The organism is Deinococcus sp. AJ005 (genome assembly GCF_009017495.1).
In the GTDB taxonomy this organism is placed as follows: Bacteria; Deinococcota; Deinococci; order Deinococcales; family Deinococcaceae; genus Deinococcus.
In genome coordinates, this window is the sequence record NZ_CP044991.1 from 100077 (window position 1) to 115048 (window position 14972).

Below are 14972 nucleotides of genomic sequence, written 5' to 3' on the forward strand. Positions count from 1 at the left end.
AAGTTTGTAATTGACGATCACAGCACGCCGCCAGGAGGCCGGGGGGAGTGCTGACGCGACTCCTCCACCTTGACTGAATTCACCCGCATATCACGGTTGGCCATGACCTCGGGACGCCAGTACAAACCGAATGAAGCGCTGAACAGTCCGAAGATCACCCCGGAGATCAGGGCGCTCTTGACCATCAGCGGAGCGGTCCACGACAACAGCAGGCCACTCCGGCAAGCCTCCGAGTTCAAGCAGGCCGTCCAGAACTTGAAACCAGTGCCCTGCTGGGCCGCCTCGTGCTGCTCACTGTAGACGCTGATGTACTGGGCAAGGGCACGCTCGAAATCCGGGCGAACGCTCATCACCATGAGGAACAGAAAAACCAGTGTGGCCAGCACCCCCAGCCACTTGGTCAGCAGGGGCCTCATATCAAGATAAATCGACTGGAATCTCATTCTGACCACCTCCAACAGCTAGCTTCCAAACTGAATATCAACCGTCCTCTTTTTCTGAGGACCGCCGCTTTCTGTCTCCCGTTCAGCCTGTCTGCCCCCTGCCTTGCCCGGCAGATTTGTTTCACCCTCGTAGTCCTGATTGATCGAGATGGCCCTCGCCGCGTAGGTGACCTGTTCCTGCTCCTCATCACCCACAGCCCTGAGCTGTCCAATGTCCTCCACCGTGAACCGTTCGCTGGTGGGGATAAGAACGTGGGCATGGGGATGCTCCGTGTGTCCCTGTTGCCCGGCATGGACCACGAGCATGTAGTTGTCGATGTTGTTCCTTTCAAGAACACTCCGCGCCCAGCGCTCTGTCTCCTGAGCGGTCATCCCCGTGTTGCCACTGCTCATCACCACCCGGTACAGATGGTCTCCATTCGACTGCTCCAGTCGCCTTTCCAGCTCGCGCCTGCCCTGCTCTCCATCGTCAGCAAGCCGGAACCGTCCCTCTCGCGTGATCACCTCCCGGTTTCCCGGCTCGGCTTCCAGCGTGGGCCGCCGGGTAAAGTAATCAATACTTTTCATGCCGATCCTGGCCTTCACTGCGCCCTGACTGGCCGTCTTGAAATTCATTTTGATGATGGTGGCGATGACTCTTCCTCCTCCATGTCTGCTTGGTTGATGAATGGGTCGTCCACGAGCAAGCGTCTCCAGTTTCCGAAGCCCTTGATGTCCTCTCGCAATTCCTTGTACGTGCTGTCCCAGTTGCGCCGCTCCAGCTCACGCACCCGCTCGCGGTCAAGCTGAGGCGGCAGGATCAAACTGGCCTGAACCATCCGCCGGGCCGTTCCAGCTTCCATGTAACTTCTGACCATCATTTCCATCAGGTTCTCCATCATCTGATTGATTTCCTGACGCACCGCAGAGCGAATATGTGGAGCAAGAAGCTGATCTGAAGTGCCTTTGTAATCGTAAATAAACGCCTGTTCTAGCAAGTGGCCAGCGTAGGAGTAAACCGACAGATTTTCCTGGTCACACTTTTGCTTGATGCGTCTGGCCAGTTCCTCGCTGACTCCTACCTGCAATCTCACCTGTTTACCCGACATGGACCACCCTCCATTTTCTTTCTATTTTTTATTTATTTCTCTTCGTGCTGTTGAGTAGAGGTGTAGTAAGAATTCAGCCCGGAAAAAGCCGTCTCAGTGGGCGGATTTGCAACTCGTTACTCTTACTCCTTATCCTGCCCACTTTGCCGAAACCCGCCCGCCGCCTTCCGCCGCCCCTGCCCACCACCAGCCAAATCAGAATACAGAATAAATCAGCCTTAAAGTCGGTAATTCCACTGTATCAGTTCAAGAAAGCAATGCCAAAGTTAAGATTAGTCAGACCATGCCCCTGCTCCTGCCTGGGGAGAACCGAGACAAAAAAAGACCCCCATACGCTGGGGGTTGCTCTGCCTGGGCCCGGTCCTGGGCGGTCACACTTCTGCCGCGCTAGTCTGCCGCCTTGCCCTGCTCTGCCTCGGCTGCCTGGGCTGCCGCCGCCGCTCTGGGAACTTGCCGACTGGCCTGACCTGCGTCCACCACTGCCTCGCCCGGTGTCAGCTTCTTGCTGGTGCGCTTCCGCTTTTTCTTCAGTGATTTTCGGAATTCCTCTGCGCGGGATTTGAAATCGATTTTGCCACTCGTGACGTCATCCTCGTAGGCGATCCCGGCTGCGCCGCGCATGGTGGTCAGCTCCAGTTGTCTGAGGGTCTCCTGGTGCCAGTTGGAAAACGTTTCGCCTTGCTGGGTCATCAGATCGCGGTACATGGACCCCCGAACGGCAAAGGACTTCTCGATGGGCATGCAGTCGATCTCGCCTCCCTTCGCTGCTTCACGGAACTGCTGGATATACTTGACCTGAATCTTCGTCTCCATTTGCGCAATCAGGTCTGACAATTTCAAGAACCCAGTTTGTGTCATGGCGCATTTTTAGCACAGATCTCGGCGGTTTGTCGGTGCTAAAGTCAAGATCTGATGTGCAATAGGACAGATCCAGAGCCTCGCCACTCTGGGTGCAACTCGCCTGACAGGCACCACTCAGGTTCAGGATTTTTTCTCAGGGCTAGAGGACACTGCGAATCGAGTTCGGGGGTGGGTATGAACGGATACAAGCGGGTCTGGGACAACACGCTGAAAAAACAGGTGTACGTTCACCGGCTGGTGGCGGCTCAGAGCCTGGGCCGCGCGCTGCTGCCCGGCGAGGTGATTCACCACCTGAACGGGGATAAACATGATCTGCGGCCTGAGAATCTGCTGACGCTGCCCAGCCAGGCCGCGCACATGGTGGTGGAGCATATCGAGCGCAAACGCTCGCGCGGGATGGCCCCCCTGTTTGAACTGGAACAGATGGTGACGGGGTCTGTGTGTCTGGTGCCAGAATTGGATTAGGCGGCGAGGTTTATTTGGGCCACTTGCAATGTCCGGCTGTAGGGTTCAATTTCCCTGATCCAGAGCAAGTCAGCCAGGATGGGATGCCGAGTACAAATGAACTTCCACAGGTCTAGGGGCGAAATGAGATTACGAACAGAGAATTACTCTAGTAATTTAAATTACATTTGAGCCTGGTGTCCTGAATGTTGAGGAGAACGCCCAGGGCAGCCCCTTCAAGATTTCCCTGCGGAAACGGAGGGAATGGCTCTGAAAGTTACTGTTCGTTTTCCCTGGAGCGACATTTATAAGGGATGCAGGCGAGCCTCCCAGAGTGAGATCTGGAGCCGGATCAAGTTGCGCGAGCATGGAGCAGAGGCAGCCGAAGGCCAGCCCCAGGTGGAAGCCCCCGCGCTGCACGACTCCCTGTTGGCAAACGACTGTTCCTCGACAGTCCAGTGATGGAAGTACATCGTCCCCTGCACCTCCAGCGCCTCACGGTAGCCATGGGTGGGGTCCGGCAGTCTCGCAAACAACGAGACACGCAGTTCGGGATCAGGCACATCCGCCCATTGATCCACTCTGTGTCGACTCTAAAGCCAATGGGAGAAGGGAACCTACCGCTTACTGGTCTGAGCTAAGAGGTCATCTCAAGACTTGATGACTGCTGAGGACCTGAACGGCCACCATGACCAGCAGCAGCGCCCAGACCACCAGCACCGGCGGGGTCACGCCCTGACGGATTAACGAGGCCGTCTCCAAACAGTTGGCCCAGAACTCACATAACACCCGCCGAACCTGCGCAGCGCGTAAGTTTGAAATGAGAATTTCAGAAGCGAACGACATGGCCACACGATGCTCCCCCGCGTCAAGCATGTCACCTGGCCAAGTGGCTACACCCACTGGCCACCCGGCCAGTACAAAGAACACCGTCTTCAGCGCACGCTATGAAGATGAGCCTCACCCTTCGCTCTTCACGTCTGACTGCGCGGCTTCCGAACATGCAGTTCAAACTGACCACACTCTTGGCGCTGCCATTGACCGTGGCGGTGATCTGGTCATGGATGAATCCACAACCTAGCGCACAGGATATTCAGGCGCGTCAGCAAGCACTGCGGGAGTGCAGCGAAGCCATCAGCACTCAGCAGCTCGCTGGACACCGACTGGACGGATTCCGGGTCCTTCCCTCCACTGTCGTCCAGACGGGAACCGTTCAGACAGGCATCAAGGTAACCGCCGATTACGCCGTCCGTGAAGGCGGTCCCGCCGGGTGGAACAGCGGTGACGTCATCCGGGTGCGCTGTCAGGTCCAGGGGGGTCAGGCTCAACTCCACCAGGTGGCTTCCCCCCGGTGACGCCACGCATTCGCCCGGCGTTGACCATCCGGAACCCGGTCCAAGTGCTTGTGCCGGGCGTGCTGGGTTTGATGCTCATCGGTACGCTGGGCCTGCTCTCTCCACTGGCCCACACTGCCCCGCTGAGCCTGGTGGACGCCCTGCTGCTGGCCACCAGCGCGGTGTGTACCACCGGACTCAGCAGCGTGAACGTGGCCGAGATCCTGACGCCTACCGGGCAACTGTGGTTGACCCTGTTGATTGAGGTGGGCGCGCTGGCCCTGCTGGTGCTGGCTTTCGGCTTCGTGGGACTGGGAAAGCAGGGCGTGGTGGGCCGCACCCAGGCACGGGCCGAACTGGGCATCGGTGCCGGACAGGACTTCCGCGCCTTGCTGCGCCGGGTGCTGACGCTGGCTCTGGGCATTCAACTTGCTGGTCTCATGCTGCTGCTCCCCGACATGATCCGGCTGGAGGGCACCGTGCAGGGAACGCGCTACGCCCTGCTGCACGCGGTCATGGCCTTCGGGAACGCAGGGTTTGGGATGTGGCCGGACGGCGTTGCCCGCCTGCTGCCTGCCTCGCTGCTGACCCTGATGGCCCTGGTGGTGCTGGGCGGCATTGGTTTCGTGGCCCTGGATGAACTCGAACGCCGTGTGCAAGTGCAGGTTCAGAGGGGCCGCCGTCCCCCCCGTCTATCCACACAGACACGCATTGCGTTGCAGGTCATGGGCAGCTTGCTCCTCGCCGGGGCAGTGCTTTTTGCTGCCCTGGAATGGAACCACGCCGGAACGCTGGGGCCGCTGTCCAGCTCCGCCAAACTGCTCCACGCTGCTTTTCAGACCACCGTGGCCCGTTCAGCGGGCTTCGCCACACTGGATTACGGTCAGTTTGCCGCGCCCACGCTGCTGGTCATCATGGGCCTGATGTTCGTGGGGGGTAGCCCCGGCTCGACGGCGGGCGGCATCAAGACCACCACCGTCGCCGTGTTGCTCGCCGCGACCCGCGCCGCCCTGCGCCGTGAACAGGACGCCCGGCTGGCCGGACGGCGTATCCCCACAGCCATCCTGATGCGGGCGCTGACCGTCGTCACGCTGGCACTACTGGCGGTGGTCATGGGGACCGTTGCCCTGATGCTCACCGACGCAGGGCAACGGCCCCTGGCGCTGGCTTTCGAGGCGGTGAGCGCCTTGACCACCTCGGGCCTGAGCATCAACCTCACCCCTCAGCTTTCGGACAGCGGCAAGCTGGTCCTGGTGATCCTGATGTTCCTGGGGCGGGTGGGCTTTCTCAGCCTGCTGCTGGCCTTTCGCCCTGCACAACCGCAGGACATGCGCCTGCCTCAGGAACGCGATTTCACCGTGGGCTGATGGTTTGGATGGCCAAATCTCAGTCCCGGCTGATCACATGCACGTCCACGTTGCGCGTGCCGCTCAGCACCTGCTTGATGATATCGCCGCGCCACAGTTCCGCCCAGCGTGAGCGGCTCGTCTCGCCCATCACCACCTGGGTGGCCCGCGAGAGCTGAACGTAACCGATCAATGCGGCGGCCACTCCGCCCGCACCGTCCAGCACCTCAAACTGGCCGCTCAGCGCCCCAGTCAGGGCGCGGTAGGTGTCCAGCAGACGCGATTGCTCAGGCGTGATACGTGGGCCGCGAATCGTCACCACATGCAGCGCCCCGTGCAACCGGGCGGCCAGTTGCCCGCCCCGGCGAATCAGGCGGCCAGCGCTCTCCTCGGCGGCGATGGCAACGACGACGATTTCCTGCACGCCCGGGCTGCCGGGCGGCGCAGCTTGCTCCACCACGCTCGCCACCTGCCGCAGGGCGATCTCGCGCAGCGCGATCAGATTGGGTGAGGTGAAAAAGTTGCCTAGCGCCTGGTCAATCTTCTCGGGACCGTACACGTGGCCCGCCTTCAGCCGGGCGCGCAGGTCATGCGGCGTCAGATCCACCAGCACCAGTTCGGTGGCCTCGCGCAGCACAGCGTCGGGAATGCGCTCACGCACGCGCACGCCGGTCAGGCGGGCCACGGTGTCGTTCAGCGATTCCAGGTGCTGCACATTGACGGTGGACAGGACGGTGATGCCCGCTGCGAGCAGTACCTCCACATCCTGCCAGCGTTTCTGGCGTTCGCTGCCAGGGGCGTTGGTGTGGGCCAGCTCGTCCACCAGCACGACTTCCGGGTGGCGGGCGAGCAGGCCGTCCACGTCCAGTTCGGTCAGTTCGGTGCCGCCGTAAGCGATGACGCGGCGGGGAAACAGGGGCAATCCCTCGGTGGCGCGGATGGTCTCGGGGCGTCCGTGCGTCTCCACCACGCCGATCAGGGCGTCCTCGCCGCGTGCCAGCCGCTCGCGCAACTCGCCCAGGGCCCGGTAAGTCTTGCCGACGCCCGCTGCCATGCCGATGAAGACCTTGTGGACGCCGCGCTGGGGGGCAGACCCCTCGCCCTGACCGGGCAGGGTCAGGCGCTGCGGTGATGAGCGCTCAACAATGGGCAGCTCGGCGTCCGGCACGGCGTCAGCGTCCAGTTCCGGGGGCCGCCGCGTCCAGCGCCAGATTCAGCTTCAGCACGTTGACGCCCACGCCGCCCAGCCCCAGCGCCCCACGCTCGGTAGCGGCGGTGATCAGCTCGCGCACTTTTTCCTCGCTCAGACCACGCGCCTGCGCCACCCGCGCCACCTGAATCGCGGCTCCAGCAGGACTGATGTGGGGGTCAAGGCCACTGCCGCTGGCCGTCAGCAAGTCGGCGGGAATCTGGGTAGAGGCAATGTTTTCACGTCTGGCAATTTCGGTGGACAGTTCCTGAACCCGTTTCCGTAACTCTGGGTTGCTGGGGGCAAAGTTGCTGCCTGAAGCGTTGACAGGATCATAGCCACTGCCAGCCGCGCTGGGCCGCCCGATAAAGTCGCCCGCGCCGCTGAACGTCTGGCCGACGAGCGCGGAACCGACAACCTGACCATTGCGCGTAATTAGGGAGCCGTTGGCCTGCGCCGGGAACAGACTTCCGGCCAGCAACGTGGTCACGGCGGGGTACGCCAGCCCGCACAGAAGGAGCCACAGCAGGGCGAAGCGCAGCCAGGTGGAGAAGCCGGGTTGAGGCGTGGTGTCGGCGGGGACAGTAGTAGCGGGGGTTAAAGGGATAGTCATAGGCAAACTCCTGTCAGTAAAAAAGTGATCACCGGACACCCACCACGGACAGCAGCAGGTCAATGAGCTTGATGCCCACGAACGGCACCACCACGCCGCCCAGCCCGTAGATCAGCAGATTGCGGGCCAGCAGGGAATCGGCGCTGCCGGGGGTGTAACGCACGCCGCGCAGGGCCACCGGAATCAGCATCGGAATGACCAGGGCATTGAAGATCACGGCGCTGAGAATCGCGCTGCGTGGGCTGCCCAGGTTCATCACGTTCAACACGCCCAGCGCGGGAAGCTGCGCGGCAAACAGCGCGGGCAGGATGGCGAAATACTTGGCGATGTCGTTGGCGATAGAGAAGGTGGTCAGCGCCCCGCGCGTCATCAGCAGGCCCTTGCCGATCTCCACCACCTCAATCAGCTTGGTGGGATCGGAGTCCAGGTCAATCATGTTGGCCGCTTCCTTGGCCGCCTGGGTGCCGCTCTGCATCGCCAGGCCCACATCGGCCTGCGCCAGTGCGGGGGCGTCGTTGGTGCCGTCGCCCATCATCGCCACCAGCTTGCCTGCCGCCTGCTCGTCCTTGATCATCTGGAGCTTGTCCTCGGGGGTGGCCTCGGCCAGAAAGCCGTCCACACCGGCCTCTTTGGCAATCGCCTCGGCGGTCAGGGGGTTGTCGCCAGTAATCATGATGGTCTTGAGACCCATACGGCGCAACTGGTCAAAGCGCTCACGCATGCCCGGCTTCACGATGTCGGACAGGGCCACCACGCCCAGCACGCGGGCCACGCCGCCGCGCACCTCGGCCACGGTCAGCGGAGTGCCGCCAGCGCGGGCCACTTCTTCTACGAGGGCAGTCAGATCAGCGGGCGCGGCAGCCCCAAATTCAGACGCAAAACGAGCCATGCGGTCTGCCGCACCCTTGCGAATTTTCACGGTGCCTTGCGCGTCGGCAAAGTCCACGCCGCTCATGCGGGTCTGAGCACTGAACTCGATGAATTCGGCGTTCTCTGGCTGGGTGGGCAACTCGGTCAGGGTGCGGGCCAGCGTCACGATGCTCTTGCCCTCGGGCGTCGGGTCGGCCAGCGAGGACAGCGCGGCGGCGCGGGCCAATTCGGTCTCGCTCACGCCGGGCAGCGGGGCAAAGCGCGTCGCCTGGCGGTTGCCGATGGTGATGGTGCCGGTCTTGTCCAGCAGCAGGATGTCCACGTCCCCAGCGACTTCCACCGCCTTGCCGCTCTTGGCGATCACGTTGGCCTGCAAGGCGCGGTCCATCCCCGCGATGCCGATGGCGGGCAGCAGGCCCCCGATGGTGGTGGGAATCAGGCACACCAGCAGGGCGATCAGGGTGACCGTGTCTACATTGATGCCCACGAAGCGCGACAGCAGCGGCAACGTCGCCACCACGATCAAAAAGATCAGCGTCAGGGCGGCCAGCAGAATGCTCAGGGCCAGCTCGTTGGGGGTCTTCTGGCGGCTGGCCCCCTCCACCAGCGCGATCATGCGGTCCAGGAAGCTCTCGCCGGGCTGCGAAGTCACGCGCACCACGATGCGGTCAGACAGCACCCGCGTTCCGCCGGTCACGCCGCTGAAATCGGTTCCGGCCTCGCGGATGACCGGGGCGCTCTCGCCGGTGATGGCGCTCTCGTCCACCGAGGCCAGGCCTTCAATGATCTCGCCGTCGCCGGGAATCATCTCGCCCGCCACCACCACAATCAGGTCATCGCGGCGCAGTTCGGTGCTGGGGACGGTGGTTTCCACGCCGTCCAGCAGGCGGCGGGCGGGCGTGTCCTGGCGGGCGGCGCGGAGGCCCAATGCTTGAGCTTTGCCCCGCGCCTCGGCCAACCCTTCAGCGAAATTGGCAAACAGCACGGTCAGAAACAGCAGGAGGGTGATCGCCAGCTCGTAGCCCCAGCTTTTGCCCGTGACGATGTTGGCTGCCGTCAGGTAAGCGGTCAGCACCGCACCCACCAGCACCACGAACATCACCGGGCTTTTCGCCATGCTGCGCGGGTCAAGTTTAACGACGCTGGCCCGGAGCGCCCCGCTGACCAGTTCGCCCGTGAAGATGTTTTTACGGGGGGCTTTTGGCCCAGTTTCAGGCGTTTGTGGCAGGGCGGTCATTTCTGGACTCCAGTGATGGGAGAGGAAGGTTGGCTCAGCGTCAGTTGCTCGGCCACTGGCCCCAGCACCAGCGTGGGCGCGAAGTTCAGCAGTTGCAGCAGCAGCATCACGCTCAGCAGCATTCCGGCGAAGATGGGGGTGTCCACCCGCAGCGTGCCGCTCGTTTCTGGCGCGGCCTTCTTGGTGGCCAGCAGCCCGGCAATCGCCAACGGCCCCAGGATTGGCAGGAAGCGGGCCAGGATCAGCACGATGGCGCAGGTGATGTTCCACCACGGCGTGTTGTCGCCCAGACCCTCAAAGCCGCTACCGTTGTTGGCGTAAGCGCTGTTGTACTCATACAGCACCTGTGACAGCCCATGAAAGCCGGGGTTGGAGTTCGCCGTGAACTGCGGCAATGCCACCGTCGCCGCCGTGAAGCCCAGCACCAGCAGCGGCTGAAGCAGGATGATCAGGGAGGCCAGCTTGATCTCGCGCACTTCAATCTTGCGTCCGAACAGTTCCGGCGTGCGGCCCACCATCAGGCCCGCGATAAAGACGGTCAGCACCACGAAGATCAGCATGTTGATCATGCCCACGCCGATGCCGCCGTACACGTCGTTCAGGAACATCCCTAGTTGCGGAACCAGCCCGCCCAGCGGATTGAAGCTGTCGTGCATCCCGGCCACTGAGCCGTTGCTGGTCTGGGTGGTCAGGCTGGCCCACAGTGCGGTGGCGTCGGTGCCGAAGCGGACTTCCTTGCCCTCAAAGTTGCCGCCGGGTGCTGCCAGTCCAGAGAGAGCCGCGTTGGGCTGCCGCTCGGAAATGACCGCAGCGAAGGTCAGCGCCGCTGAGGTCACGCTCATCACGGCGATGATCGCCCCGCCGAAGCGGCGACGGTTCAGGAACAGGCCGGAGGCGAACACCAGACTGATGGGAAAGACGATCAGGCTGGTCATGGACAGCCAGTTGCTGACGGGGGTGGGGTTCTCCAGCGGCACCGAGGAGTTGGGGCCGTACCAGCCGCCGCCGTTGGTGCCGAGCTGCTTGATGGCCACCATCGCCGCGACGGGGCCGACGGGGATGGTCTGGGTGGTCACGGCTTTGCCTTCAACCGTCTGCGCCTCCACGAGCTGCGCCACCTTCGCGCCGCCGTAGGTGCTGGGAACGCCCTGAGAAGTGAGCAGCAGCGCCAAAATGAAGGCCGATGGCACCAGCACGCCCAGTGCGCGGGTCACATCCAGATAATAGTTGCCAACGTTCGTTTGCCCTTTCAGCCCGCGCAGCACGGCGAACAGGGCAGCCATGCCCACGGCGGGGGTCACAAATTGCAGGGTCACGATGGCGACGAGCTGCGAGAAGTAGCTCAGCCCGCTCTGGCCGCTGTAGTGCTGCTGGTTGGTGTTGGTAATGAAGCTGGCCGTGGTGTGCAGCGCGGTGTCCCAGCGCATGTTGGCGATGCCGTCAGGGTTAAGTGGGAGGACACCCTGCAAGACGTAGATCAGGTAGGCAACCACCCCCAGCAGCACGTTGGTGCCGATCAGCGCCGCGCCGTACTGCCGCCAGCCCATGCCGCGCGAGGCGTCCACGCCGCAGACCCGTAACAGCCCCGCCGTGAAGCGTGAGGCGGGGGCCGCGTACAGCCGCGCAATCAAAAAGCCGAGTGGAACAGCCAGCCCGAAGGCCAGCAGGTAGGTCAGAACAATATCCATATCAGAGGTTCTCCGGGAGTTTCAGCGCCCAGGCCACCACGCCGAACAGGGCCAGCAGGATCAGTAACCCTAACAGGATGCCCATCAGAATTTTTCCGCACGCACGAGTGCGTAAAGGAGGTAGGCGGTCAGGGCCAGCACCAGCAGAAGCAGGAAGACATTCATACCTGCTTATGCTGCGCCGCCGCCATCCCGCCCACCATTGGCCAGATGGCCAGTCGGACTGGCCATGTGGCCAATCGCCACCGTACCTTTTTCAAGTAGCCTCGGAGGAAGATGCGAGAATTTCTGCGCCTGCTGTTCGCGCCGCCCAAACTGCCGCTGGGCGACAGCACCCTGTGGGGCGTGTGCCTGAGCGCACTGGCCGTGGTGTTGCTCATTGATTTGCTGACGCCCGCCTCGCTGGTGGTAGGCACACTGTTGACCGTGCCGATTGCGCTGGCCGCGCTGGGAACGTCGCGCCGCCCGGTGGTGATCCTGACGCTGCTGGGCGTGGCGGCCTCGCTGCTGGCCGCCGTGGAGAACGCGCTGGAGGACGGCTTTTCCAACGCCGATCTGTCCAACCGCGTCGTCAGCCTGCTGGCGATCCTGCTGGTGGGCGGGCTGACCCTGCGCTCCCGTGACGCCTCCGAACGTGCCCTACAAAACGCCGAGGACGAACGCCAATTGCGGCGCGAACGTCTGTTGCGCCGTCTGGCCGAGGACATGGGAGGCCCGCTGGGTCAGGCCGAATTCGTGTCGCGCGCTGCCGCTGCCCTGCAACACCTGACCGGGGCGCTGAGTGTGGAGGTGGGCGCGGTGGAAAAGGCGATCCTGCGCCATCCCTATGCGTTGACCCTTGCCCCGGGGCTGAAAGCAGACGATCACCGCTCCCGGCTGGACACCCGATTGCCTCTGGAGTATCTGGCCCAGCCAGTGGGCGCGGGCGACGTGTGGGCGGCGGAAGGTGGGGCCTTCGTGCTGGCACGGCTGCGGCGTTCGGAGGACAGCGACCTGCTGCTGATCCTCCACCGTCCTGAAACCCCGCTGGCCCTGACGGTTGAAGCGGTCTCTGCGCTGCAACCCCTGCTGGAGCGCACCGCCCTGCTGGATGATCTGCGCGTTCAGCGCGAGCAGGTCAGCGAACGCGGCGAACTGCTGCGCGATCTGGTCTATGCCTTCTCGCATGACCTCCGCACGCCGCTGCTGGCCAACGCCATGAATATGGAAGCGGCTATGCGCGGCGCATACGGCCCGCTGCCGGAGGCTTACCGCGCCACCCTGGGAAACGGTCTGGAGTCCAACGCCACACTGCTTGCCCTGGCCGAGAAGCTGCTGCTCGTAACCAAGTACGAGAGCGGCGAAACCGATGACGAGATGGATGATGTCAACCTGCGGGCACTGGCGCAAAGCGTGTTGGAGGACCTGCGTCCGCGCATTGAGGCCAGTCGCCTCACCGTAGAGCGTGACCTGCGGGCCGTGCGGCTGTGGGGCCGCCCCCACGATCTCAGACGCGCGATTCAGAACCTGCTGGACAACGCGGTCAAGTTCAGCCCGCCCGGTACGACGTTGCGCCTCTCTTTGACCGAGGAGGACGGCGAGGCTACGTTGAGTGTGCAGGACGAGGGGCCAGGAGTGTCCTCTGCCCGTCAGCCGCAACTGTTTCAGCGTTTCCGGGGCGGGGGTGCGGGCAGTGGCACGGGGCTGGGCCTGTACCTGACCCGCCGGATAGCGGAGGCCCACGGCGGGAGCGTTCGCTACACCCGCACAGGTCAGAACCGCAGCCTTTTCACCCTGACCCTGCCCGTGACCGGAGAGACGCCCCATGTCGGATGAGGTGATCCGCATTCTGCTGGTGGAAGATCACGCCTTCACCCGCGATGGTCTGCGGGCGACTTTGAATCTGGAAGCCGATCTAAAGGTGGTCACCGAGGCCCGCAGCGGCGAGGAAGCCCTGGAGCAACTGGTTGGGACGGAGGTGGATGTGGCGGTGGTGGACATCGGCTTGCCTGGCATGGACGGCATCCAGACCGCCGCCGAGATTAAACGCGGCTGGCCGGACGTCAAAATCGTGATGCTCACCGCCCACAATCTGCGCCAGGAGGTTCTTGCCGCCCTGGCTTCTGGAGCGGCGGCTTACTGCCTGAAGAGTGCGAAACCTGAACTGCTGTTGCTGGCGGTGCGGGCTGCGGCGGCAGGCAGCGCGTACCTGGATCCACAGGTGGCCCATCATGTCCTGGGCAGTGTGCGTACTCCGGGGACGGCTCCACTGCTGACCCCACGCGAGCTGGAAGTGTTGCGTTTAATCGCCGACGGCATGCCCAACAAGGACATTGCCACCGAACTGGGCGTCAGCATGAGCATGGTCAAGCTGTACGTGCAGGATCTGCTGGTCAAGTTGCAGGCGGCAGACCGCACCCAGGCAGCAGTCAAGGCTTTGCGGCAAGGCCTGCTCTAAAGACTTCGTCGGACGAGGACCAGAATCTGATCGACTTGCATAGAACTGGTCTGTCATGCCAACTCAGAGCCGTGCGATAACGTTCGATAACGCAACGATTTGGATCGGGTGATGGCAAGCGGCTTCTAACGTTGCGAAACTATATTGCGTAATGACCGACACTGGCAACATGTTTTCGCAACACTGGAGGCCAGATGTCGAACTTCTGGTCACCTCTGCTTGGAGAGGGCAAATCATCATCTGGACTTCAAGACAGACAGGGGACCCTCATCCCGCCCACCACGTTCTCAGGCGCAGCAATTCGGCAGGCTGCGCGCACAGGCACAGGCCCACATGGTCCGCCATGCTGAAGGCTGCGCCCAGCGCTTGTGTCCGCTTTCCACGGCCTGTCACGCCCCAGGTCAGCGTGAAGATGCTCGACGAGGACAGCAGGTCCGCCTCCAGCGCCACTACTTCCAGCACGCTTTCCACGGAAGCCGGGCCGGCGTGCTGCGTGCCCAATCCCAGCAGGCCGCGCCGATCCTGAATCAGCCGCACCTCACCGTGACTGCCGCTCAGCAGCTCCGCCGTCAGGGACGCCCACCACTCCTGCACGCCCGGGAGCACCCAGCCGTCTGGAATGTTTTCCGGCAGATTGGACAGGGCGTCCGCTGGAATCACCCCACGGCACTCTGCGTCCGGGGGCAGGCGCAAGCGGCGCAGGGCTACTTTCATCTCGGCGGCAGCCATCGGCACAACGAAAGGCGCGAGATTCATGGGGACAGTATCGCGTCGCCTACAAGTTCCGGGTGAACTGCTGCCCCGTCCTACTCTTGAAATGATCTATATTGGCAACACGTTTTCGCAATTCTGGAGGCCCTATGCAAGTCGGTTACGCTCGCGTCAGCAAGCAACATGAACAGGACACTGCCGCGCAACTACGCGCACTGGAGGTAGCGGGGGCTGAGCGTGTATTCACCGAACACGCTTCTGGTGGACGGTGGGACCGCCCCGAGCTTCACAAGATGTTAGACCAGCTCCGTGCCGGGGACACCGTCATCGTTTGGAAGTTGGATCGCCTCAGCCGCAGCCTCAAGGATGTATTGCACCTGATGGAGTTGCTGAGCGAACGGGGCGTGGGCTTCCGCAGTCTGACTGAGGCCATCGACACCACCACCCCGGCGGGCCGGATGATGATGCAGATGGTGGGGGCCTTCGCCGAGTTCGAGCGTGCCATGATCCGCGAGCGAACCAAAGCGGGACTGGAACAGGCCCGATTGGAAGGGCGTGTCGGTGGCCGTAAACGTAAACTGCTGCCGCACCAGGAACAGGACATCCGTGAGTCGGTGCAGTCTGGGCAGCGCACGGCGGCACAGTGCGCCCGTCTATTTGGCGTCCATCCCAGCACCGTTACCCGACTGTTACAACGGCAACCCTGAATTT

At 62.9% G+C, this 14972-nt stretch carries 17 protein-coding genes; 6 read left to right on the forward strand and 11 right to left on the reverse strand.

Annotated features, from left to right (window positions below; translation table 11 throughout):
- Positions 1-17 precede the first annotated feature (17 nt).
- The 4 genes from DAAJ005_RS18740 to DAAJ005_RS18755 all read right to left on the reverse strand — a co-directional run bounded on the left by DAAJ005_RS18740 (position 18) and on the right by DAAJ005_RS18755 (position 2371).
- On the reverse strand, positions 18-416 hold the full coding sequence (locus tag DAAJ005_RS18740; protein ID WP_151848774.1) for a hypothetical protein: 399 nt from the start codon (positions 414-416) through the stop codon (positions 18-20).
- Positions 417-461: 45 nt separating this feature from the next.
- Complete coding sequence (locus DAAJ005_RS18745; RefSeq protein ID WP_151848775.1) at positions 462-1058, reverse strand: hypothetical protein; 597 nt, start codon at positions 1056-1058, stop codon at positions 462-464.
- Positions 1055-1531 (reverse strand): hypothetical protein, encoded by a 477-nt coding sequence (locus tag DAAJ005_RS18750; RefSeq protein ID WP_075836094.1) that lies wholly within the window; start codon positions 1529-1531, stop codon positions 1055-1057. The genes DAAJ005_RS18745 and DAAJ005_RS18750 overlap by 4 nt, the downstream gene beginning before the upstream one ends.
- 387 nt (positions 1532-1918) lie before the next feature.
- Complete coding sequence (locus DAAJ005_RS18755) at positions 1919-2371, reverse strand: hypothetical protein (protein WP_151848776.1); 453 nt, start codon at positions 2369-2371, stop codon at positions 1919-1921.
- A gap of 195 nt (positions 2372-2566) precedes the next feature.
- On the opposite strand from DAAJ005_RS18755, the gene DAAJ005_RS18760 reads away from it, so the two are divergent.
- A complete protein-coding gene (locus DAAJ005_RS18760; protein WP_151848777.1) occupies positions 2567-2857 on the forward strand; it encodes an HNH endonuclease in 291 nt (96 codons plus the stop codon).
- A 624-nt stretch (positions 2858-3481) separates the two neighbouring features.
- Here the strand turns inward: DAAJ005_RS18760 and DAAJ005_RS18765 are convergent.
- Positions 3482-3712, reverse strand: coding sequence for a hypothetical protein (locus DAAJ005_RS18765; RefSeq protein WP_151848778.1), 231 nt, complete (start codon positions 3710-3712; stop codon positions 3482-3484).
- Between the two features lie 77 nt (positions 3713-3789).
- On the opposite strand from DAAJ005_RS18765, the gene DAAJ005_RS18770 reads away from it, so the two are divergent.
- Both DAAJ005_RS18770 and DAAJ005_RS18775 read left to right on the forward strand, forming a co-directional pair.
- The gene (locus DAAJ005_RS18770; protein ID WP_151848779.1) at positions 3790-4191 is read left to right on the forward strand and encodes a hypothetical protein; all 402 of its coding nucleotides are present in this window, start codon (positions 3790-3792) and stop codon (positions 4189-4191) included.
- Positions 4188-5537 (forward strand): TrkH family potassium uptake protein, encoded by a 1350-nt coding sequence (locus tag DAAJ005_RS18775; protein WP_151848780.1) that lies wholly within the window; start codon positions 4188-4190, stop codon positions 5535-5537. Before DAAJ005_RS18770 ends, DAAJ005_RS18775 begins: the two co-directional genes overlap by 4 nt.
- A gap of 19 nt (positions 5538-5556) precedes the next feature.
- On the opposite strand, the gene DAAJ005_RS18780 is transcribed toward DAAJ005_RS18775, so the two are convergent.
- From DAAJ005_RS18780 to kdpF, 5 genes are all read right to left on the reverse strand, one after another.
- Complete coding sequence (locus DAAJ005_RS18780; RefSeq protein ID WP_226342717.1) at positions 5557-6684, reverse strand: sensor histidine kinase KdpD; 1128 nt, start codon at positions 6682-6684, stop codon at positions 5557-5559.
- Between the two features lie 4 nt (positions 6685-6688).
- Positions 6689-7318, reverse strand: coding sequence for a potassium-transporting ATPase subunit KdpC (gene kdpC / locus DAAJ005_RS18785; RefSeq protein ID WP_151848781.1), 630 nt, complete (start codon positions 7316-7318; stop codon positions 6689-6691).
- Positions 7319-7346: 28 nt separating this feature from the next.
- Complete coding sequence (kdpB, locus tag DAAJ005_RS18790) at positions 7347-9425, reverse strand: potassium-transporting ATPase subunit KdpB (RefSeq protein ID WP_151848782.1); 2079 nt, start codon at positions 9423-9425, stop codon at positions 7347-7349.
- Positions 9422-11113, reverse strand: a complete 1692-nt coding sequence (gene kdpA, locus DAAJ005_RS18795; protein WP_151848783.1) for a potassium-transporting ATPase subunit KdpA — start codon at positions 11111-11113, stop codon at positions 9422-9424. The genes kdpB and kdpA overlap by 4 nt, the downstream gene beginning before the upstream one ends.
- Positions 11114-11197: 84 nt before the next feature.
- A complete protein-coding gene (kdpF, locus tag DAAJ005_RS18800; RefSeq protein WP_075831335.1) occupies positions 11198-11278 on the reverse strand; it encodes a K(+)-transporting ATPase subunit F in 81 nt (26 codons plus the stop codon).
- A gap of 111 nt (positions 11279-11389) precedes the next feature.
- Between kdpF and DAAJ005_RS18805 the strand changes: the two genes are divergently transcribed.
- Together DAAJ005_RS18805 and DAAJ005_RS18810 are read left to right on the forward strand one after the other, a co-directional pair.
- Positions 11390-12928, forward strand: a complete 1539-nt coding sequence (locus tag DAAJ005_RS18805; RefSeq protein WP_151848784.1) for a HAMP domain-containing sensor histidine kinase — start codon at positions 11390-11392, stop codon at positions 12926-12928.
- Entirely contained in the window at positions 12918-13550 is a 633-nt protein-coding gene (locus DAAJ005_RS18810; protein ID WP_151848785.1) for a response regulator transcription factor, read from the forward strand. The genes DAAJ005_RS18805 and DAAJ005_RS18810 overlap by 11 nt, the downstream gene beginning before the upstream one ends.
- Positions 13551-13817: 267 nt before the next feature.
- On the opposite strand, the gene DAAJ005_RS18815 is transcribed toward DAAJ005_RS18810, so the two are convergent.
- Positions 13818-14306, reverse strand: coding sequence for a hypothetical protein (locus tag DAAJ005_RS18815; RefSeq protein WP_151848786.1), 489 nt, complete (start codon positions 14304-14306; stop codon positions 13818-13820).
- Positions 14307-14410: 104 nt separating this feature from the next.
- Here DAAJ005_RS18815 and DAAJ005_RS18820 point away from each other — a divergent pair, with 104 nt between their 5' ends.
- The gene (locus tag DAAJ005_RS18820; RefSeq protein ID WP_151848787.1) at positions 14411-14968 is read left to right on the forward strand and encodes a recombinase family protein; all 558 of its coding nucleotides are present in this window, start codon (positions 14411-14413) and stop codon (positions 14966-14968) included.
- Positions 14969-14972: the final 4 nt, after the last annotated feature.